Consider the following 20,692-nt stretch of genomic DNA (forward strand, 5'->3'; position numbering starts at 1 on the left):
CATGTTGCATCGCTTGTTCGCCACGGTTGTGGCTTTGATGTTTTGCGGTGCAGCGCTCGCGCAGTCGCCTCTTCCGCCATCATCCGTTTCGCACCCGGCTATTTCCTACAGCCGGGACATTCAACCGATCTTCACCGAGAAGTGCGTCGCTTGCCACGCGTGCAACGATGCAGCCTGCCAGTTGAACCTGGGCAGCGGTGAGGGGGCGTTACGCGGGGCGTCCAAAGTGCCGGTTTACCAGGGCGATCGCAGTCTGGCGGTGGCGCCGACGCGAATTTTCTATGATGCCCAGGGGCCAGAAGCCTGGCGCAAGAAGGGCTTTTACTCAGTCCTCGATGGCCAGAGTAACCAGGCTGCACTGATGGCGAAGATGCTGGAGTTGGGTCACAGCGCGCCGCTTGTGCCCAACGCCAGGATTCCGGACGACATCATGCTGGGGCTTAATCGCGAGAACATGTGCCCGCTCCCCCAAGAGTTCGAGGGCTATGCCAAGTCCCATCCCGGTCAGGGCATGCCGCTGGCGGTGACCGGCCTGACAGACGCGCAATACAGCACCTTGCAAAGCTGGCTCGCGGCCGGAGCGCCCGTGGAGCAGACGCCACTGCAGGCAAGTCCCGCTGAGGCGGCGCAGATCACCGAGTGGGAAACCCTGTTCAATCGGCCCGGCTCGACCGAGGCGCTGGTTGCGCGTTGGCTGTACGAGCACCTGTTTCTCGCGCACATTTATTTCACCGGCGGCGAGCCCGAGCATTTCTTTCAATGGGTGCGCTCACGCACGCCGAGCGGCCAGCCGGTGGATCTGATCGCAACCCGCCGTCCCGATGACGATCCTGGCACAACCTTCTATTACCGACTGATGCCGGTGCAGGGCGTCATCGTTCACAAGACCCACATCACCTATCCGATGGGCCCGCAGAAGCTGGCTCGGGTAAAACAGCTGTTCTACGGCGGTAACTGGCACGCCACCGAACTGCCGGGCTACAGCCCGCAGCGCCGCGCGAATCCGTTCGACACTTTCAAGGAAATCCCGGCAGTTGCCCGTTACCAGTTCATGCTGGATAACGCGGAATACTTCGTCAGAACCTTCATTCGTGGGCCAGTCTGTCGCGGTCAGATTGCGACGGATGTTATTCGCGACCACTTCTGGGCGCTGTTTCAGGAGCCCGCCCACGACCGCTACATCACCGACGCGGTCTATCGCGGCAAGGCCACGCCGCTGTTGGCGATGCCTGGGCAGAACGACGACGTCGGCAGCGTGCTGAGCCTGTGGCACGACTACCGGGACAAGCGTAATGAGTATGAGGAACTGCGCAGCGATGCCTACGCGGACATGCCGCCGCCGGGGTGGGCGACGCTGTGGGCGGGCAACGATAACGCGCTGCTGACGATCTTCCGCCACTTTGACAGCGCCACCGTCAACAAGGGCTTGATTGGCGATCTCCCAACTACGGTCTGGCTGTTCGACTACCCGCTGCTGGAGCGCACGTATTACCAGTTGGTGGTCAATTTCGACGTGTATGGCAACGTCTCCCATCAGGTGCAGACGCGGCTGTATTTCGACCTGATTCGCAACGGCGCCGAGGTCAACTTCCTGCGCCTGATGCCGGCGAACAAGCGCGACGACATCCTTGGCAGTTGGTACCAGAACAGCGGCAAGGTGAAGATGTGGATGGATTACCAAGCCATCGACGACGATACGCCCACGGGCATGAAGCTCGATGAAAAGGACCCCAAGCACGACTTCGAACGCAAGCTGGTGGAGAGGGCGGGGACGCTCAACGCTGCACCGGATCCGATCAACCGCTGCACCGGTGCCTATTGCTCCCGGCCTGGCATCGGGCCGGTATTCAGCGATGTCGAGCAGTCGCTCAGCCGACTGGTGTCGCGACCGGCCGCAGGCTTGCGGGTCATCGATAGGCTGCCGGAAGCGACGATGCTGCGGATTCAGGACGGCAGCGGCAAGCGCATCGTCTACAGCATGCTGCGCAATCGCGCGCACAGTAACGTGGCGTTTCTGTTGGGCGAGGCCTATCGCTATCAGCCAGGGCTGGACAGTTTGACGATCTATCCGGGCGTGCTCAGCAGCTACCCGAACTTCATCTTCAACATTCCGGCCAATGAGGTCAGTGCGTTTGTCGATGCAATGGAGCAGGCCCACGAGCACAAGGCGGCCTTTGACAAGATCGTCGAGCGCTGGGGCGTGCGTCGCAGCAACCCGTTGTTCTGGACGTATTTCCACGACCTGGATCACTACATCCAGGAAACCGAGCCGGCCGAGGCGGGTGTGCTCGATATGAACCGGTACGAAAACCTCTGATATGTAGGACCCGACATGCTCTGATCTTTTGCGAGAGTGAACTTGCTCACGAACACGTTCTGATCGTCACATCGACAGTGACGGCGCAGACGCCTTCGTGAGCAAGCTCACTCCCACTATTTTTTCGGGCTTGGCGCAACATCCGCTTCGTTCCCGCCAGCGCGGCGTGAAACCCGAAAACCCTTATAAAACATGGCCTGCAGCCATTATGCAGCCCGTCAGTCCCGCCGAACCTTTTTGCAAACATCGAAGTCGGACCCTGTGAGTCGTCCTGCAAGCGCGGCCTTTTTTGGAGGTCCTGATCGTGGGTCAAACCCGACGAAGCAAGAGGTTAGAGATGTTGATTTCGGTTCAAGCCCTGCGGGCACTCGCCGCGTGGGCCGTTGTGTGTCACCACTTCATGCAGATTTTTTTCGATTTTCATCCCAGCGGCCCGATCGGCCGGTTTTTTACTGAAAAGGGTGCCGTGGGTGTCGACATCTTCTTCGTCATCAGCGGTCTGGTGATCTACCTGTCGACGGTAGACAAGGACATACCCGCCAGTCGCTTCATGCTCAATCGCATCATCCGTATTGTCCCCGCTTATTGGCTCTACACCGTGGTGATGGGGTTATTGGTGGTCGTCGCGCACCCCTTGCTGCCGCACCAGGTCGTGGACTGGCAGAGCTTCATCCTTTCGCTGATGTTCATCCCGTCCGAGAACCCCGGTGGGTATGGGCTGTACCCGACGTTGAATGTGGGCTGGACGCTGAATTACGAAATGCTGTTCTATGTCCTGTTCTCGATGGTATTCCTGTTCCAGCAGCGCCTGCGCCCGTTGATCGTTGCCGCCGCGTTGTTCGCGGTGACCGATGTGCTCGGGCGTTCAGGGTTGATCAGCCGTTTCTATGCCAACGATATCGTTTATGAATTCCTGCTGGGCATCGGGATCGGGGTAATCTACCGCCGCGGCTGGATCTCTGAACGGCTGTGGCTGCCGTTGCTGGCCATCGGCGGTGCGTTGCTGACGATCAAGCAGCTTCCGCCAGACCTGCGCATCGTCAATTGGGGCCTGCCCAGCGCGGTGATCGTCGTAGCGTGCATTTCGCTGGAACCGTACATGCGCGGCAGTCGCCTGCTGAAAACCATGGGTGATTGTTCCTATTCGGTGTACCTGCTGCATGTGCTGGTGTTGTACGGTGGCTGGCTGGCCGCTCAGCGGTATGGTGTCAATCCATACGTGGCATTCGCCGTGTGCATCCCGGTGATCGCCCTTGGCGCCTGGCTGAGCTACGAGTGGATCGAGAAGGGATTGTACCGTCGGATGAAAGGCTGGCTGGACAGCAGAAGGGCGGTCAAGGAAGTGGCCGTTCCCTGACAGCTGGCGTCTCGCCACCGGTCTCGACAAAATTACCTGAGCGAAATACTAGGACTTTGTCAGTTGCCGTGGAATGGCGTAAACTCCGCCCCACGTCTGCGAGGAATTTTCATGACCGCTATTACTATTACCGATGCCGCCCACGATTACCTGGCCGATCTGCTGGAAAAGCAGAACACCCCCGGCATCGGCATCCGCGTGTTTATTACCCAGCCTGGCACCCAATACGCTGAAACCTGCATTGCTTACTGCAAGCCAGGCGAAGAAAAGCCGGAAGACAAGGCCATTGGCCTGAAGAGCTTCACGGCCTGGATCGATTCGTTCAGCGAAGCGTTTCTGGATGACGCGGTGGTCGACTATGCCACCGACCGCATGGGTGGCCAACTGACCATCAAGGCGCCAAACGCTAAAGTGCCGATGGTCAATGCCGACAGCCCGATCAACGAGCGCATCAATTACTACCTGCAGACCGAGATCAACCCGGGTCTGGCGAGCCACGGCGGTCAGGTCACCCTGATCGACGTCGTCGAAGAAGACGAGGCCAACATCGCCGTGTTGCAGTTCGGTGGTGGTTGCCAGGGTTGCGGTCAGGCTGACGTGACGCTCAAGGAAGGCATCGAGCGCACGTTGCTGGAACGCATTCCTGAGCTGTCCGGTGTGCGTGACGTGACTGACCACACTCAGAAAGAAAACGCTTACTACTGAGTGATTCTGCTGCACAAAAAGCCTCGACTGGTTCGGGGCTTTTTGTTGGGTACATATTCTGTGTAGGCGCATCGTGTCAGTCATGCGCGCGTTTTAAGGCCTGAACACATGCGCATGCCCGGCGCGATACAGCGATGACTCGCTGAACACCTCATTTCCCAGCACACGCCCCACCAGAATCAGCGCCGTACGCCTGAAACCCTTCTCCTGCACCTTTTGTTCGATATCAGCCAGCGTGCCGGTCACCCAATCCTGATCAGGCCAGCTGGCGCGATGAACCACGGCGATCGGGCAATCCGACCCGTAGTGCGGCGTTAGCTCGGCGACGATCTTTCCGAGATTACTGACCCCCAGATGAATCGCCATGGTCGCCTTGTGCCGCGCGAGGTCGCCCAGCGCTTCGCCTTCCGGCATCGCCGTCTTGTCGCCGTAACGGGTCAGAATCACGCTTTGAGAAATATCGGGCAGCGTCAGTTCGGTGCCCAGCAGCGCGGCGCAAGCGGCGGTGGCGGTGACGCCGGGGATGATTTCGAAGGGGATGCCCAACTCACGCAGGCAACGAATCTGCTCGCCAATCGCGCCGTACAAGCTCGGGTCGCCGGAGTGCACGCGCGCCACATCCTGGCCGTTTGCATGAGCAGATTTCATCAGGGTGATGATCTGCTCCAGATGCAACTCCGCACTGTTCGTCACCTGAACCGCCTGATGGCCTTCCAGCACGGCCTCCGGGACCAGCGAACCGGCGTAGATGATGACCGGACAGGTGCGGATCAGACGCTGGCCTTTGACGGTGATCAGGTCCGGATCGCCGGGGCCTGCGCCGATGAAGAAAACGGTCATGGGGTCTCCAGATTACTCACTCTTGTACTTCTGCACTCGGGGCAGGCACGATTTCTGTGGGAGCGAATTCATTCGCGAAAAATCGTCCAGGCATCTGCACATTCGGCGCCTGAAATTCCGATTCGCGAATGAATTCGCTCCCACAGGGAAATGGCATTACAACGTGGAAGCCAATGCGAAGGTCGCTTGGGAACTGTTGCGTCGTTCGATCACCAACTTCACGGGTGGGCCGTTTAACCGCGAAGCCATCGCCAGCGCCGCGCTTTCTGCCACGCCATAACAGCCGGTGTGGTCGAAAGCGATCTGTGAGCGGTGGCTCAGGTGCGGCTCGAAAACCGCCAGCTCCTCTGCGCTGAAAAACCCGAGCGGCAACTGGAGTTGTTCCGCCAGTTCCAGCAGTCCCACCTCGTCCGATTTGCGGTCGATGGAGGCGAGGGCGGTGACGTCGTTCAACGTCAGCTTGTGTTCCATCAGGCAGACTTCAATCAGCCCCAGCAGCACCGACGCGGGGCAGCCACGCTGGCAGCCCAGGCCGATCACGCGTATCGGCCGGTTGTCGGGTTCACTCATACGGCGTGGTTCAGGCTCGCGTGAGCTGATTGCGCGGCGCTGCGGCGAAACAGCCAGGCGCTGATCAGGCCCATCGCAATCCAGAACACCGCGTTGGTCAGCAACGAGGCGATCTTGAACTGTGCCTCCAGCGCTTGCGGCGCCAGTGCCGAGTGGACTTCCGGCTGAGGTGCGCCAACGACGTGTGGAATCACCAGGATCACGGCCCCCAGCACTTTCAATAGCCAGTGACGAGCGAACACGATCAGCGCCAGACCTACTGCCGTGGAGGCGGCGGTGCTCGCCCACCAGATTTGCCGCTGAGTCAGGTCTGCGGCCGCTGTGCCCGGCAACTCAGGGGGCAAGCCCAGGGTTGGCGCGAGGACGAACACGGCAAAACCGGCCAGTCCCCAGAGCGCGCCCTGGCGAGCGGTGGCCGGCGTGCGCAAGGTGTAAAGCGCTACCAGCATCAATGCGAAACCCACGGCAACCACCAGGTTCCCGCCCGCCGTGGACACTACGCGCTGCCAGCCATCTTCCGGCTCCCAGGCCTCGTCGTCGTGGACATGAGCGGCCATGGCGCCTTCAGCATGCGCGTGCTGTTCGGCGGCAGGGGCTTTCTCATAGGTTTCAGCTTCGTGGATCAAGGGGGCGACCCAGAAGCTTTGCAGCAGGGTCAGCAGCAGGGCAGCGAGCAGACCCGTGAAACCCGCCGTTTGAGCGATTCGCTTGAACATGGCGAGAGGTCTCAATGGCAAGGGAAGGCGGCGCTGTGACGGGTGTCGTGCGCAGCGTTGTGCACGGCGTCCAGGTGCGAGAAACCGGCGAAGTAAACCAGGCACGCGCCAAGGATCATCGCGCTGATGGCGGCGGTCAGGCGTTGGGTCTGAGTAGTGATGTGGCTGGATGTCTGGCTGGTGGTACTGATCGACATGGCGCTTCCCTCTGAGATGTCAGCGGACGGGAAGGCGCAAGGGACACGGCGGACGAGCGTCGGCCATGAACTCAACAGCGCCCGCCCACCGCGGGTTCGTTATGTGTCGTTGTCGGGCCGGTCTCCGGGCTTGCGAGGGACACGTGCAACTGCCACATGCCTTCAAGAATCGCCTTCCCATATCGCTACCGACACAGTGGATCTGACTCTTCACTCGCTTACCGTTGCGGGGGCAGCGCCGGACTTGCACACACCTTGAGGTCTGCGCGCACCGGTTTCCCGTTTCACCCTGTGAAGGGCACCCGTAACAAGGCGTGTAGGAGACCACGGTGTGGTGCCTCAGTCAATCGGGATGGCGTGGCGCGTGAGGGCATCGGGCCGGTTACAGGCTGAACCCATTGCCTCTCTTGGGGGACGATCTATCGAATATCGATAGCTTTAAAGGCCTTTAACGACGCATTTGCCCCGGAAACGACGTGCCGGGAAGAGGGCACTTGCGCGCCTGACGATATCGAATATAAATAGACTTATATCGATTATCGATACAGGTGAATCTTGAAAGCATCAGTCGATCTCTTCAGTTGCCTTTGGCAGGTTCAGTCACCCATGCCGGCCTTCGTCGCCAGGCTCCCGTCCCGTGCGCGTTGTGTGGTGATTGGTGCGGGGTACACCGGGCTGTCCACTGCGCTTGAACTGTCGGCGATTGACGGCGACGTGGTGGTGCTTGACGCACTGAACATCGGTGAGGGGGCTTCGGGCCGTAACGGCGGGCAGGTGATTCCCGGACTCAAGCTGAATCCCGATGAACTGGAGCAGCGGTTCGGGCAGTCGAAGGGCGCCGCGCTCACCGATCTGGTGGGCGGTGCAGCCCAACATGTGTTCGATCTGATCAAGCGTTTGGGCATTGAATGCGGCGCGCGTCAGGACGGCTGGATCCAGGCGGCCCATCACGACGCGGCGCTGGACAACCTGTTGAATCGCGCCGTTCAGTGGCAGTCGCGTGGCGGCGACGTGCAGGTACTCGATCAAGCGCAGACCACTCGGCTGTTGGGCACGTCTATTTATAAAGGCGCGCTGCTGGATCGACGGGCGGGGCAGCTGCAGCCTTATCAGTATGTCCAGGGGCTGGCCGCGGCAGCCAGATCGCGCGGGGTGAAGATTTTCGAACACTGCGCGGCGTTGCAGCTGCGACGTGGCGAAGGCGGATGGACCGTCACTACCGCTAGCGGTGAGATCCGTGCAGAACAGGTGGTCATTGCGACCAACGCCTACTCTTCGCCATTGCTGCCGGCGTTGCCGCACACCTACGTCACGTTGTGGAGCCTGCAAGCGGCCACGGCGCCGTTGTCCGCTGCGTTGCTCGACCAGGTGCTGCCGGGCGGGTTGCCGGTTTCCGACACCTTCCGTGTGCTGCGCTATTTTCGAAGAACCGACGACGGCCGCTTCGTGCTCGGCACCCGAGGTGCCTTTCGCGACGCGTTGAACGGCGGCGATGTGGCACGTGTACGGGCAGAAATGCTGGACATTTACCCGATGCTGGAAAATGTACCTATCACGCACTGCTGGTGCGGTCGTGTCGCGGTGCCCGCCGCCAGTATCCCTATGCTCAGCCAGCCCGAGCCGGGTTTGACTGTCGCCTTGGGCTACTACGGACGTGGCGTGGCCATGGCGACTCGTATGGGCGGACTGGTTGCTGACTTGGTCAACGGCTTGCCACCCGAAGAGAGCGCCTATCCGGTCACGCCGTTCAAGGCCATGCCCGCCGCGCCCTTGCATCGCAACGTGGCCCGGGTGGCGGCGAACGTCATGCGTTTTCAGGACCTGTTCGAACGTCGGGTCAGGGGAGGGAAGCGATGAGCCGAACACACGCAGAGGTCGGTGCAGAGATGACAGTGCCCGCGACTCAACCCCCACGCCGCTCTCGCGCCAAGGTGTTCGACGCCTGGCTCAACCTTCCGGGCGGGTTGATCACCTGCACCTTGATTCTGTTCGCGCTGGGGTTGTTGCTGTACATGAGCGTGCGGGTGAACGACGGGCAGATCATTGGCTCAGCCTTCAGTCTCGACAACCTGTGGTCGGCACTGACCGATCCGCTGACGCGGCTGGTCTTGCTGCGCTCGATCGTGCTTTCGGCCATCGTCACCGTCGCGACTGTGGTGCTGGCATTTCCAGTGGCGTACTTCCTCGCGTTTCGCGCCGGTCGCTGGCGCCACCTGCTGTTGTTTCTGGTGACCCTGCCGTTCTGGACCAGTTACCTGTTGCGGGTGTTCGCCTGGAAAATCGTCCTTGCCTATAACGGCGTGCTCAATTCGGCATTGATGCAGTTGGGGATGATCGATGCGCCCCTCAATGGCCTGCTCAATACGCCTTCGACCGTGGTGGTCACGCTCGCCCACGCTTACGCGGCGTTCGCCGTCCTGCCGTTGTACATCTGCCTGCAAGGCCTGCCGAAGAACCTGTTCGAAGCAGCGGCTGACCTGGGCGCCAAGCCCCATCAAGGGTTCTTCCGGGTGGTGTTGCCGTTGTCTGTGCCGGGCATTCTCTCGGCGGCACTGGTGGTGTTCGTGCCCACGGTGGGCGACTACGTCACTCCGGCGCTGGTCGGCGGCCCCAACAGCTCGATGATTGGCACCCTGATTCAGGCGCAGTTCGGCAAGGCCAACGACTGGCCCGCCGGCGCCGCGCTGGCCGTGATCAGCATGATCGCGATTGCAATCGTCGTGGTGGCGGCGCGCTGGATCATCACCCGCTGGAGTACGCGCACATGAACCGCTACCTGACGCGTCACTGGCTGGTGGTCTATGTGGCCGCTTACCTGGTGTTCCTGTACCTGCCGACGCTGCTGATTCCGGTCTTCTCGTTCAATGATTCCATCGCACCGGCCTTTCCGCTCAAAGGCTTCACCCTGCAGTGGTACCAGAGCCTGATGGACGATCCACGGCTGCGCAATGCGGCATTGAACAGCCTGATGGTCGCAAGCTTGGCGGCCGCGATTGCCACCGCTGCCGGGTGCCTGATCGCCTACGCGGACCTGCGTCGCAGTTCGCCGCTGGCGCGCGGCATCTCTTTGCTGGCGCGGCTGCCCATTTTGTTGCCGGGCGTGGTGTTGGGCATTGCGTTGCTGGTGGGAGTCAACCTGATCGGGCCGGGACCTTCGTTGGGCGCCATCGTGGTCGGCCACGTGTGTTTCTGCCTGCCGACCACGGTGGTGGTGATGCGCAGCCGGTTCGCTGCTTTTCCGCGCAGCCTGGAGGACGCGGCCATGGACCTGGGCGCGGACGAGTGGACGACGTTCCGCCGGGTCGCCCTGCCGCTGGCGCTGCCGGGCCTGTTGTCGGCCTTCATGCTGGCGTTCATCACCTCGTTCGACGAGTTCATCGTCGCGTTTTTTCTGGTCGGCACCGAACCCACCTTGCCGATCTACATCTGGAGCCAACTGCGTTTTCCCAAGCAACTGCCGAGCGTGATGGCGCTCGGCACGGTGATCCTCGTGGTCTCCGTGATTCTGGCTGCGCTGGCCGAGCACCTGCGGCGTCGCGGCACCCGTTCCTCTGCCAATTCCATAATGAAATAGCTCGGAGGTCTCATGAAAATCCGCATGACTGATTCACGCTCCTGGGTAATGGGGCTGAGTGCGTTTGCTCTTGGCGTCACGTTGTTGCAGCAGGGCGCACAGGCCGCCGACAGCGGCAAGCTCACCTATTTCACCTGGTCGGGGTACGAGTTGCCGCAGTTTCACGGCGACTTCGAAAAAGCCCATGCAGGGCAGGTCGATATTTCGGTGTTCGGCGATGACGACGACGCACTGTCCAAGGCGCGCGCGGGCTTCCATCCGGACCTCGCGCACCCGTGCTACGACAAACTGGACCGCTGGAAACAAGCCGGGCTGATTCAGCCGCTTGACCCCAAGCGCTTGAAAAACTGGGACCAGATCTTCCCGGTCCTGCAGAAGCTGCCGGGGATCGTCGACGCCGACGGCAAGGTCTGGATGGTACCGTGGGACTGGGGTAACACCTCGATTCTGTACCGCACCGACCTGGTGAAGAACCCCGAAGCGACGTGGAAAATGTTCTTCGACTCCGCGTCGCCCTACGCCGGCAAGATGGCGACCATCGATGCGGTGCACGATACGCCGCTGGTGGCCGCATTGCTGGCAGGGGTCGACCCGTTCAAGAAGATGGATGACAAACAGCTGGAGAAAGTCGGTGCGATGCTGCGCCAGCAACGACCGCTGATGTCGTCTTACACCACCGACATGACCTCGGTTGAGCAGAGCCTGGCGAGCGGGGAACTGGTCGCGGCCATGGCCTGGAATGCTTCGGCCACGGCATTGAAGAAACAGAACGTGCCGGTGGCGTTCATGAAGCCCAAGGAAGGCATGCTGACCTGGGTCTGCGGCATGGTGATGCTCAAGGACGCCAAGCATGTGGACCTGGCATACGACTTCATCAATGCACGCATGAACCCCGATTCCGGGGCGAGCCTGATCAATGAGTACGGCTACGGCAGCGCGAGCGAGGCCGCTTTCAAACAGGTTCCGGCCGCCAAGCTCGAAGAGCTTTCGCTGCCCAATGACCCGGAAACCATGCTGCGTGACACCGTGTTGACCAAGCCGATTCCGAGCAACGACGAGTTGGCCAAGCTGTTCGAGCGGGTCAAGGCGGGCGGTTGATAGCGCGCGTGATTCTGGCCGAAGGCATATAGAAGCACGCTTGCTCGCGTCCGTTGGGCAGAAGCGGATCGCGCAACGGAATCCAGTCCACTTTTTGAACGAGGAATTCGCTCGTGACAGACACCAGCGTGGTCAGCCTCAGAGGCGTCAGCAAGCGCTATACCGAGAGCATTCTCAGCGTCGACAACATCGATCTGGATATTGCCAGCGGCGAGTTCATCAGCCTCTTGGGGCCGTCGGGTTGTGGCAAGACCACCACCCTGCGCCTGATCGCCGGGTTCGAAGGGCCGACGTCGGGGACGATTTTCATCGATGGACAGGACCTCACCGACGCGCCGCCGTACGGGCGCCCGGTGAACACGGTGTTTCAGGACTATGCGCTGTTTCCGCACCTCAATGTGAGCGACAACGTCGGCTTCGGCTTGAGTCTGGCGGGCGTCGGCACGGGTGAGGCGCGCACGCGTATTCGCGACATGCTTGAACTCGTGGGGCTGGCGGACAAGGCCAAGGCGCGGGTTCAGGATTTGTCCGGCGGGCAACAACAACGCATTGCGATGGCCCGCGCTCTGGTTTGCAGGCCTCGGGTGTTGCTGCTGGACGAACCGTTGTCCGCGCTCGACGCGCACCTGCGGCAACACATGCAAGTCGAGCTCAAGCGCCTGCAATCCCAACTGGGGACGACCTTCGTGATGGTCACCCATGACCAGACCGAAGCGCTGTCGATTTCCGACCGCATCGCGGTCATGCGCAACGGCCGTATCGAGCAGGTGGCCGGTCCCGCCGCGCTCTACGATCAACCGGCCACCCCTTTCGTCGCCGGTTTCATTGGCGCGAGCAACCTGCTGCCCGGCGAGGTGACAGGCACCGACAGCCCTTTGTTCAGGGTGAGGGTCGGGGCAATGCAGATGATGGCGCGCAGTGATCAGCCGTTGCGTTCCGGGGATCGGGTCACGGTCTCGTTACGACCTGAAGACTTGCGCGTTGAAGCACGACCGACTCAGACCGATGCCTCGATGACCCAGGCCACGGTGGTGCAAACCCTGTTTCACGGGCGCTCGTTGCGTATTCAGGTCAGCGTGCCGGGTGTCGATGCCCTGACCCTCGACCTGCCGCGCGATGGCAATGCCCAACACAACGAGGCGTTGCGTCCGGGCGATGGCATTTACCTGAGCGTGGCGCCGGGCGTGGCCCGGGCATTTTCCGCCACGCCGGTTTGAACCGCAGATCTTTTCATTTTCCGTTCTTGCAGGGTGTGTTCATGACCACGATCTACCAGACACTGTCGCAACGCAGCGCCGCCGACTGGCAACAGCGCTTGAGCCAGTTCGACTACCGCATCAGCAACTTCATCGACGGCGAATACTGTGATGCGCTGAGCGGCGCCACCTTCGAGGTCGTCAATCCGGCGACGGGCAAGGTTCACGGCACGGCGCCGCGCAGCCGGGCGGAGGACGTCGACGCGGCGGTCAAGTCCGCCCGTCGCGCGTTCAAGTCCGGCAGTTGGTCCCGCCTGGCGCCGAGGGACCGGATGGCCGTGCTTTACCGTTTTGCGCAGTTGATCGAAGCGCAGGCCGAAGCCTTCGCCATGCTCGACGTGCTGGACATGGGCAAGCCGATCACCGACATGCTGGAAGTGGACGTGCCGTATTCGGCCCTGTCGTTTCAGTTCTTCGCCGAAACGATTGATAAGCTCGAAGGCGCGGTGACCAGCACCACGCCGGAGGCGCTGCATTACATCTTGCGCCAGCCGCTGGGCGTGGTCGGGTTGATCGTGCCCTGGAACTATCCGCTGTTGATGGCCGCCTGGAAACTCGCGCCGGCGCTGTCGATGGGCAATTCGGTGGTGCTCAAGCCCGCCGAGCAGTCGCCTTCGAGCGCTGTGCTGCTGGCCGATCTGTTCATGCAGGCGGGCGGACCGCCCGGCGTGTTCAACGTGGTGCAAGGGCTGGGCGCTGAAGCGGGTGAGGCCCTTGCGCTGCACATGAACGTCGACAAGATCGGCTTCACCGGGTCGGTCGACGTCGGCAAGAAAATGTTTGTCTACGCCGGTCAGTCGAACATGAAACGCGTGACCACCGAATGCGGTGGCAAAAGCCCCCAGATCATTCTGGCCGACGTCGCCGACCTTGATCGCGCGGTGAGTTACGCGGTGAATGGCATTTACGCCAATCAGGGCGAGGTGTGCAACGCAGGTTCTCGCTTGCTGGTGCAGGACAGCATTTACGACGCCTTCATCGAGCGCTTCACGTCGGTGGCGCAAGGGCGCTTCGTGCCTGGGGACCCGTTCGACCCGCGTACTCGAATGGGCTCGATGGTCTCATTCCAGCAGCAGAAGCGCGTGTTGGGCTACATCGACAAGGCCAACACCGAAGGCGGCCGACTGGTGTTCGGTGGCGGTGTGCCGCAGGGTCTGGAGCACGGCGCCTTTGTCAGTCCGACGCTCTATGCCGATGTCTCGCCTGACATGACCCTGGCCCGTGAAGAAGTGTTCGGCCCTGTGGCCGCCGCCATTCGGGTCCAGGGCCTGGAGCACGCGCTGGACATTGCCAACGACTCGATCTACGGCCTCGCGGCATCCGTCTGGACCCAGAACATCGACAAGGCGCTGACCTTCGCCCGCGATGTGGAAGCCGGGATCGTCTGGGTCAACTGTTTCGATCATGGCGACATGACGCAACCCTGGGGCGGTTTCAAGCAGTCGGGTAACGGCCGCGACCGTTGCCTGGAAGCCTTGACTCAGTATTCACAGACCAAGTCGGTCTGGGTGCATTTGGGCGGTTGACGAAGGTGTCGTGTCGGGTACAGTCGCTTTTTTGTCTGTACCCGCCGCGAGCGCCAGTCAGTCAATAACAACGCCATTCTCCGCGAGCGCCCATGAGCCTAGATTCCATGCCTGACGAAAAACTGCCTGCCGACAAAGTCGCGCCTGAAGACTCGCCGTTGTTCGCCAGCACGCTGGCCCGCGGTCTTGAGGTGATTATGGCGTTTCGTGCCGGCAATCCGAGCATGAACCTGCCCGAGATCGCCGCCGCGACCGGCATCACCAAAAGCGCGGCACAGCGCTTCGCTTTCACCCTTGAAGCCTTGGGCTACCTGCGCAAGGATCCGCAGAGCAAACGCTACCAGTTGACGCCACGCGCCTTGTCGCTGGGCTTTGGCTACCTGCAGACCGACAGCCTGATCGACCGGGCATCCCCGTACCTGCATCAACTCAACCGGGAATGCCACGAAAGCTGCAACCTGTCCGAGCCGGACGGGCACGAGATGGTCTTCGTCGCGCGTTTTCCCAGCCACAATCAGGTAATGATTCCGATGCCGTTGGGGCTGAGCCTGCCGATGTACTGCACTGCGTCGGGCCGCGCGTACCTGTCCCGACTCGACCCCCAGGCCTGCGCCGATCTGCTCCGCGCCATGCCGCGCCCGATGCACACCCATGCCACGATCACCGATCTCGACGCCTTGCTCGACACGATCGCCGAGGCGCGGGAGGAGGGCTACAGCAGCATTGAGGGCGAGTATTTTCTGGGAGACATTAGCCTGGCAGCGCCGATTGTCGATGCGGGTGGCACGCCGTTGGGCGCGATCAACATCTCGGTGCCGGCCAGCCGCTGGAGTTTTCAGGACGCGCGCAAAGCCTTCGGCCCTTCACTGATTCACACCGCGCATGCCATCTCCAGCGCGGGTTGGAGTCAGCGGGCGGGTGGGTTTCGCTGATGGCTGTCGGGATTTGCCGTTAGCAGGATTTGCGGCAAATGCATGACCTGTGGGAACGATCATCGTCATACATCAATCTCCCTCACTCCACTCCTACCGGATTCGCGTCCTCCGATGCTGTTGCTTTTCCAGCGCGATGGTCCGGTCACTACAAACTGCGACGTGCAAAATGCCCCACGTATACCGTTGCTCGTTGACCTTCGCCTGACCACTGCGTAGCCTTGCGCACTTGAGGTTCGCCGGCTCGGGTTTCTCGACACCGGCGCTAAGAAGGGAATGCGGTACATGCCGCAGCTGCCCCCGCAACTGTAAACGGTCATGTTCATTGCACAGCCACTGCGCGAGCGGGAAGGCGTGATGAATGCGATAGGCGTGACGACTGCGTCAGCCACTTCGCCGCCGTGAGCCAGGAGACCTGCCTCAAAGACGGGCTTGCTTTTCAGCAAGGCCCTGCGAATTCTCATTACAACCGGGCGGGGTGATCCGGTGGCGAATCGAATGGCGAGCCTGTCGGCATCGACGGCTGCGCGGTTCTCGTCCTGTTTGCCCGCCGCAACGCCATAGGGCATCCGATGAAAACACTGGCCAAACTTCCCGTCACCATCGTCACCGGCTTTCTCGGTTCGGGCAAAACCACCCTGTTGCGCCACATGCTCGATAACGCCGAGGGGCGCCGTATCGCGGTGATCGTCAACGAATTCGGCGAGCTGGGCATTGACGGCGAAATCCTCAAGCAATGCACCATCGGCTGCACCGAAGAAGAGGCCAACGGTCGCGTCTATGAACTGGCCAACGGCTGCCTGTGCTGCACCGTCCAGGAAGAGTTTTTCCCGGTGATGCAGGAGCTGGTCGCCCGCCGTGGTGATCTGGACCATATCCTCATCGAAACCTCGGGCCTCGCTCTGCCGAAACCGCTGGTTCAAGCCTTCCAGTGGCCTGAGATCCGCAACGCCTGCACCGTTGACGCCGTCATCACGGTGGTTGACAGCCCGGCTGTCGTTGCCGGCACGTTCGCGGCATTCCCGGATCAGGTCGACGCACAGCGCAAACTCGATCCGAACCTGGACCACGAGTCCCCGTTGCACGAGCTGTTCGCCGACCAGCTGGCGAGCGCCGACCTGGTCATCCTCAACAAGGCCGACATGCTCGATGCTGCTGCATTGGCCGCTGTGCGCGCTGAAGTGGCCGAAGAGTTGCCACCTGCGGTCAAAGTCATCGAAGCCAGCAAGGGCCAGTTGCCGATCAGCGTCCTGCTGGGGCTGGGCGCCGAGTCCGAGCTGCACATCGACGGCCGCAAAACGCACCACGATCATCACGACGGCGACGACCACGATGATCATGACCACGACGCGTTCGACTCGATTTCCATCTCGCTGCCGCAAGCCGACGAAGCACTGTTGCTCGACGCCCTGACCCAGGCGGTTGTCCAGCACGGCATCCTGCGCGTCAAAGGTTTCGCCGCGATTCCCGGCAAACCGATGCGTTTGCTGGTGCAGGGCGTAGGCACCCGTTTCGACAAGCACTTCGACCGTGCCTGGAAAGCGGACGAAGAGCGCCTGACCCATCTGGTGCTGATCGGCCAGGAACTCGACGCTGGCGTGCTTGAGTCCCAATTGCGCGCTGCCGTCACGGCGGCCGAGATCAAAGGCTAAGCCATGCACCTGCTGCGCACCCAGCCCGGTGGCTTTGTCCCCGACGACAGCATCGCTGACCTTGGACAGACCCCCGCCGAGCTGGTGATTCTGTGCAGCGGCGATTCCCAGCTGGCATTGCTCGCGGAAACCGCGCAGCAATTGACGGACGATTACCCCAGCCTGCGTCTGGCCAACCCCATGCAGGTGCAGAACCACGCGTCGGTGGACCTTTACGTCGATGAAGTGCTGCGTCATGCCAAGGTCATTCTCATTTCCTTGCACGGCGGCATTGGTTACTGGCGTTACGGCGTTGAACGACTGGTGGAGTTGGCAGCCAAGGGTGTGAAGCTGATTCTGGTGCCGGGCGACGATCGTCCCGATCCGGAACTCAGTGACCTGAGCACCGAGCCTGCCGAAGACCGTGACCGGCTCTGGCATTACTTGCGCCAGGGTGGCAAACAGAATGCGCTGGAGCTGTTCCGGTGCATCGCCAGTCGTTGGCTGGCTCGCGATTATTCCTGGGCCGAACCGCAGACGCTGCCGCGCACGGCGATTTATCACCCGGCCAAGGCCCATGCCGGTATTGCTGAGTGGCAGGCCGACTGGCGTATGGGTCATCCGGTGGCGGCTGTCCTGTTCTATCGCTCGCACCTGCAAGCGGCCAACACCGGTTTCATTGATGTCTTCTGCGAACGGTTGTTGGCGCAAGGCTTGAACCCGTTACCCATCGCCGTCGCCAGCCTGAAAGAGCCGGCGTGCCTGGCCGCCGTGCAGGACTGGCTGGACGAGACGGCGTGCGAGGTCATCCTCAACACCACCGGTTTTGCCCAGTCGAGCCCGGAGGCGCCGCATTTGCGCCCGTTCCGGCGCAATATTCCAGTCATTCAGGCGATCTGCGCGCAGGACAACGAGCCGGCCTGGCAGGCCAGTGAGCAGGGGCTTGGCTCCCGTGATCTGGCGATGCACATCGCGCTGCCGGAACTGGACGGACGCATCATCAGCCGTCCGATCAGCTTCAAGGGCCTGGCCTGGTACAGCGAGCGCAGTCAGTCCGACGTCGTCTGTTATCGCGCGCAACCGGGGCGCATGGACTTCGTCGCCGAGCTGGCACGGCGCTGGGTGTTGCTGGCACGCACCCCCAATGCTGACAAGCGCGTGGCGCTGATTCTGGCGAATTACCCGACCCGGGATGGCCGCATCGGTAACGGCGTGGGGCTGGATACGCCTGCAGCGGCGCTGAATATCCTCACCGCGATGCAGCGCGAAGGCTATCCCGTCGAAGGGCTGCCAGACAGTGGCACGGCCTTGATTCACGCCTTGCTCGGCGGCGTGACCAACGACCCGGACGGTCTCGATCAGCGGCCTTGCCATCAGAGCATGGCCATGGACGAGTATCTGGCCGCGTTTCAAGGGTTGCCCGAGGCCAATCGCACAGCGGTGATCGAGCGTTGGGGCCAGCCCGCGCAGGATCCGATGTGCCGCAACGGCCGGATGATGATCGCCGGGCTGCGCTTCGGCATGACCTTCGTGGGCATTCAACCGGCACGGGGTTACAACCTCGATCACAGCGCGGTGTACCACGATCCGGATCTCGTGCCGCCTCATGGCTATCTGGCGTTCTACTTCTGGCTGCGCAAAAGCTACGGCGCGCACGCCGTGATTCACGTGGGCAAGCACGGCAATCTGGAGTGGTTGCCCGGTAAGGGCGTCGGACTGTCAGAACACTGCTGGCCGGACGCGATTCTGGGCGCCATGCCGAACATCTACCCGTTCATCGTCAATGACCCGGGCGAGGGCGCTCAGGCCAAGCGACGTACCCAGGCCGTGATCATCGATCACCTGATGCCGCCGCTGACCCGTGCAGAAACCTATGGGCCGCTGCGCAATCTGGAACTGCTCGCCGACGAATATTACGAAGCCCAGTTGCTCGACCCGCGACGGGCACGCGAGCTGCAGAAAGACATTCTCCGTCTGGTCCGCGAAACCCACATTGATCGCGAACTGGCCCTGGAAGAACACCTCGACAGCGATGCCGACGCGGCAGTCTGGTTGCCACGGCTGGATACTTATTTGTGCGACTTGAAGGAGTCGCAGATTCGCGATGGTTTGCACGTGTTCGGCGAGTCGCCCAGCGGACGGCTGCGCATCGATACCTTGCTGGCGATCCTGCGCGTGCCCCGTGGTGATGGTCGTGGTGCGCAGGCGAGTCTCTTGCGCGCCTTGAGCAAGGCCATGGCCCTGGATTTCGACCCGTTGGACTGTGTGCTCGGCGAGCCATGGACCGGACCACAACCTCATGTACTGCATGAAGTGAGCACCGATCCGTGGCGTACGGTCGGCGATACGCGCGAGCGGCTGGAGCTGTACGCCGCCCGATTGATCGAGCAGATTGTCGTTGGCAGTGAATCAACTAATACGCTTGAAAACAATGAGTTAGCGGAAGTTGTTAATGCGGTAAAAGAGGTGGTGGCCCCTCGTCTGGACGCCTGTGGACCGGCTGAGATGCGGGGTTTGCTGGATGCGTTGAGCGGACGATTTGTGCCCGCCGGACCGAGCGGCGCACCCAGTCGCGGGCGGCTGGACGTGCTGCCAACCGGGCGCAACTTTTTCTCCGTGGACGTGCGCAACCTGCCGACCATGACCGCGTGGCGGATCGGCTTCCAGTCGGCCAATCTGTTGCTCGAGCGACACCTGCAGGACCAGGGCGACTATCTCCGCCAGTTGGGCTTGTCCGTGTGGGGGACGGCGACGATGCGCACGGGCGGTGACGACATCGCTCAGGCCATGGCGTTGATGGGCGTGCGTCCGGTGTGGGCAACCGGCAGCCAGCGGGTCGACGACTTCGAGATTCTGCCGCTGAGTTTGCTGGACCGCCCTCGGGTGGACGTGACGCTTCGCGTGTCCGGCTTTTTCCGCGATGCATTCGCCAACCTGATTCGTCTGTTCGATGCCGCGGTGCAAGCCGTGGCGGCGCTGGATGAGCCGGATGACATGAACCCGTTGGCCGCACGCGTTCGCCAGGAGCGCGCGCAACTCAAGCGTGATGGCTTGAGCGATGAGCAGGCGGCGAAGCAGGCGGGCTGGCGGATCTTTGGTGCTAAACCCGGTGCCTACGGTGCCGGCGTGCAAAACGCCATCGACGGCCGCCTGTGGCAGACCCGGGAAGACTTGGCCGAGGTGTACCTGAACTGGGGCGGATACGCTTATGGCGCCGCCGATGAAGGCACGCCGGCACGTGCCGATTTCGCCAAACGCCTGAGTCAGGTGCAGGCCGTGGTGCAGAATCAGGACAACCGCGAGCACGACCTGCTCGATTCCAACGACTATTACCAGTTCCAGGGCGGCATGCTGGCCGCTGTGGAGAGCCTGAGCGGCGACAAGGTCGCCAGCTACCATGGCGATCACAGCCAGCCCGATCTGCCGAAGATTCGCACCCTCAAGGAAGAACTGAACCGGGTGGTGCGGTCTCGTGCGGCCAATCCGAAATGGATCGAAGGGGTCAAGCGTCACGGCTACAAGGGCGCGTTTGAAATGGCGGCGACGGTGGATTTCCTGTTCGCCTTCGACGCCACCACCGAGCTGATCGACGATCACCAGTACGCGTTGCTGGCCGATGCTTATCTGCTGGATCCGTCGACCCGCGAGTTCATTCAGCAACACAACCCGGACGCCTTGCGTGACATGACCGAACGCATGCTTGAAGCGCAGCAACGCGGACTGTGGGAGGCGCCTGGCGCCTACCGCGAGGCGCTGGAAAACCTGTTGCTGGATATAGAAGAGAGCTGAGTGGACGGGTAATCGTCTGGGGGACCCGACTGGCACGGCTGCTTTTGATGCTGGCCGAAGGCCGTAGGAGCGTGGCTTGTCCCGCGATCTGGCGCGAAGCGGCAGTAAAATTAAGCGCCTTAGTCGTTTTGGATGCATCGCGCTCGGCAGGTTTGCTGCCGGGCTCCGGCAGATCGCGGGACAA

At 61.8% G+C, this 20,692-nt stretch carries 16 protein-coding genes and 2 riboswitches; of the genes, 12 read left to right on the forward strand and 4 right to left on the reverse strand.

The window, feature by feature from the left end:
• Position 1 precedes the first annotated feature (1 nt).
• The 3 genes from ABDX87_RS25860 (at position 2) to nfuA (ending at position 4,379) form a co-directional block, all read left to right on the forward strand.
• Positions 2 to 2,317 carry a fatty acid cis/trans isomerase gene (locus ABDX87_RS25860; RefSeq protein WP_346830438.1) on the forward strand — a complete coding sequence of 772 codons (2,316 nt, stop codon included), beginning with the start codon at positions 2 to 4 and terminating at the stop codon, positions 2,315 to 2,317.
• Positions 2,318 to 2,654: 337 nt separating this feature from the next.
• The gene (locus tag ABDX87_RS25865) at positions 2,655 to 3,674 is read left to right on the forward strand and encodes an acyltransferase family protein (protein ID WP_346830439.1); all 1,020 of its coding nucleotides are present in this window, start codon (positions 2,655 to 2,657) and stop codon (positions 3,672 to 3,674) included.
• 111 nt (positions 3,675 to 3,785) lie between these two features.
• On the forward strand, positions 3,786 to 4,379 hold the full coding sequence (gene nfuA / locus ABDX87_RS25870; protein ID WP_074756821.1) for a Fe-S biogenesis protein NfuA: 594 nt from the start codon (positions 3,786 to 3,788) through the stop codon (positions 4,377 to 4,379).
• Between the two features lie 93 nt (positions 4,380 to 4,472).
• Here nfuA and cobM read toward each other — a convergent pair whose 3' ends face one another.
• From cobM to ABDX87_RS25890, 4 genes are all read right to left on the reverse strand, one after another.
• On the reverse strand, positions 4,473 to 5,219 hold the full coding sequence (gene cobM / locus ABDX87_RS25875) for a precorrin-4 C(11)-methyltransferase (RefSeq protein ID WP_346830440.1): 747 nt from the start codon (positions 5,217 to 5,219) through the stop codon (positions 4,473 to 4,475).
• Between the two features lie 156 nt (positions 5,220 to 5,375).
• Entirely contained in the window at positions 5,376 to 5,789 is a 414-nt protein-coding gene (locus ABDX87_RS25880; RefSeq protein WP_346830441.1) for a cobalamin biosynthesis protein, read from the reverse strand.
• A complete protein-coding gene (locus tag ABDX87_RS25885) occupies positions 5,786 to 6,505 on the reverse strand; it encodes a CbtA family protein (protein WP_346830442.1) in 720 nt (239 codons plus the stop codon). The genes ABDX87_RS25880 and ABDX87_RS25885 overlap by 4 nt, the downstream gene beginning before the upstream one ends.
• Positions 6,506 to 6,516: 11 nt before the next feature.
• On the reverse strand, positions 6,517 to 6,702 hold the full coding sequence (locus tag ABDX87_RS25890) for a CbtB domain-containing protein (RefSeq protein ID WP_346830443.1): 186 nt from the start codon (positions 6,700 to 6,702) through the stop codon (positions 6,517 to 6,519).
• A gap of 98 nt (positions 6,703 to 6,800) precedes the next feature.
• A riboswitch (cobalamin riboswitch) is annotated at positions 6,801 to 7,023 on the reverse strand.
• Positions 7,024 to 7,308: 285 nt separating this feature from the next.
• Here ABDX87_RS25890 and ABDX87_RS25895 point away from each other — a divergent pair.
• From ABDX87_RS25895 to cobN, 9 genes are all read left to right on the forward strand, one after another.
• Positions 7,309 to 8,559 carry an NAD(P)/FAD-dependent oxidoreductase gene (locus ABDX87_RS25895; RefSeq protein WP_346830444.1) on the forward strand — a complete coding sequence of 417 codons (1,251 nt, stop codon included), beginning with the start codon at positions 7,309 to 7,311 and terminating at the stop codon, positions 8,557 to 8,559.
• Positions 8,556 to 9,470, forward strand: coding sequence for an ABC transporter permease (locus ABDX87_RS25900; RefSeq protein ID WP_346830445.1), 915 nt, complete (start codon positions 8,556 to 8,558; stop codon positions 9,468 to 9,470). The genes ABDX87_RS25895 and ABDX87_RS25900 overlap by 4 nt, the downstream gene beginning before the upstream one ends.
• Positions 9,467 to 10,276: an ABC transporter permease gene (locus ABDX87_RS25905; protein WP_346830446.1), complete on the forward strand. Its 810-nt coding sequence runs from the start codon at positions 9,467 to 9,469 to the stop codon at positions 10,274 to 10,276. Before ABDX87_RS25900 ends, ABDX87_RS25905 begins: the two co-directional genes overlap by 4 nt.
• 24 nt (positions 10,277 to 10,300) lie before the next feature.
• The gene (locus ABDX87_RS25910) at positions 10,301 to 11,374 is read left to right on the forward strand and encodes an ABC transporter substrate-binding protein (RefSeq protein WP_346830447.1); all 1,074 of its coding nucleotides are present in this window, start codon (positions 10,301 to 10,303) and stop codon (positions 11,372 to 11,374) included.
• A 113-nt stretch (positions 11,375 to 11,487) separates the two neighbouring features.
• Entirely contained in the window at positions 11,488 to 12,591 is a 1,104-nt protein-coding gene (locus ABDX87_RS25915; RefSeq protein ID WP_346830448.1) for an ABC transporter ATP-binding protein, read from the forward strand.
• A gap of 41 nt (positions 12,592 to 12,632) precedes the next feature.
• Positions 12,633 to 14,156: an aldehyde dehydrogenase gene (locus ABDX87_RS25920; RefSeq protein ID WP_346830449.1), complete on the forward strand. Its 1,524-nt coding sequence runs from the start codon at positions 12,633 to 12,635 to the stop codon at positions 14,154 to 14,156.
• Positions 14,157 to 14,248: 92 nt separating this feature from the next.
• Entirely contained in the window at positions 14,249 to 15,088 is an 840-nt protein-coding gene (locus ABDX87_RS25925) for an IclR family transcriptional regulator (RefSeq protein ID WP_346830450.1), read from the forward strand.
• A 221-nt stretch (positions 15,089 to 15,309) separates the two neighbouring features.
• A riboswitch (cobalamin riboswitch) is annotated at positions 15,310 to 15,525 on the forward strand.
• A 135-nt stretch (positions 15,526 to 15,660) separates the two neighbouring features.
• Entirely contained in the window at positions 15,661 to 16,740 is a 1,080-nt protein-coding gene (cobW, locus tag ABDX87_RS25930; protein ID WP_346830451.1) for a cobalamin biosynthesis protein CobW, read from the forward strand.
• 3 nt (positions 16,741 to 16,743) lie between these two features.
• Positions 16,744 to 20,508: a cobaltochelatase subunit CobN gene (gene cobN / locus ABDX87_RS25935; RefSeq protein WP_346830452.1), complete on the forward strand. Its 3,765-nt coding sequence runs from the start codon at positions 16,744 to 16,746 to the stop codon at positions 20,506 to 20,508.
• Positions 20,509 to 20,692: the final 184 nt, after the last annotated feature.

The organism is Pseudomonas abietaniphila, assembly GCF_039697315.1.
Taxonomy (GTDB): Bacteria; Pseudomonadota; Gammaproteobacteria; order Pseudomonadales; family Pseudomonadaceae; genus Aquipseudomonas; species Aquipseudomonas abietaniphila_B.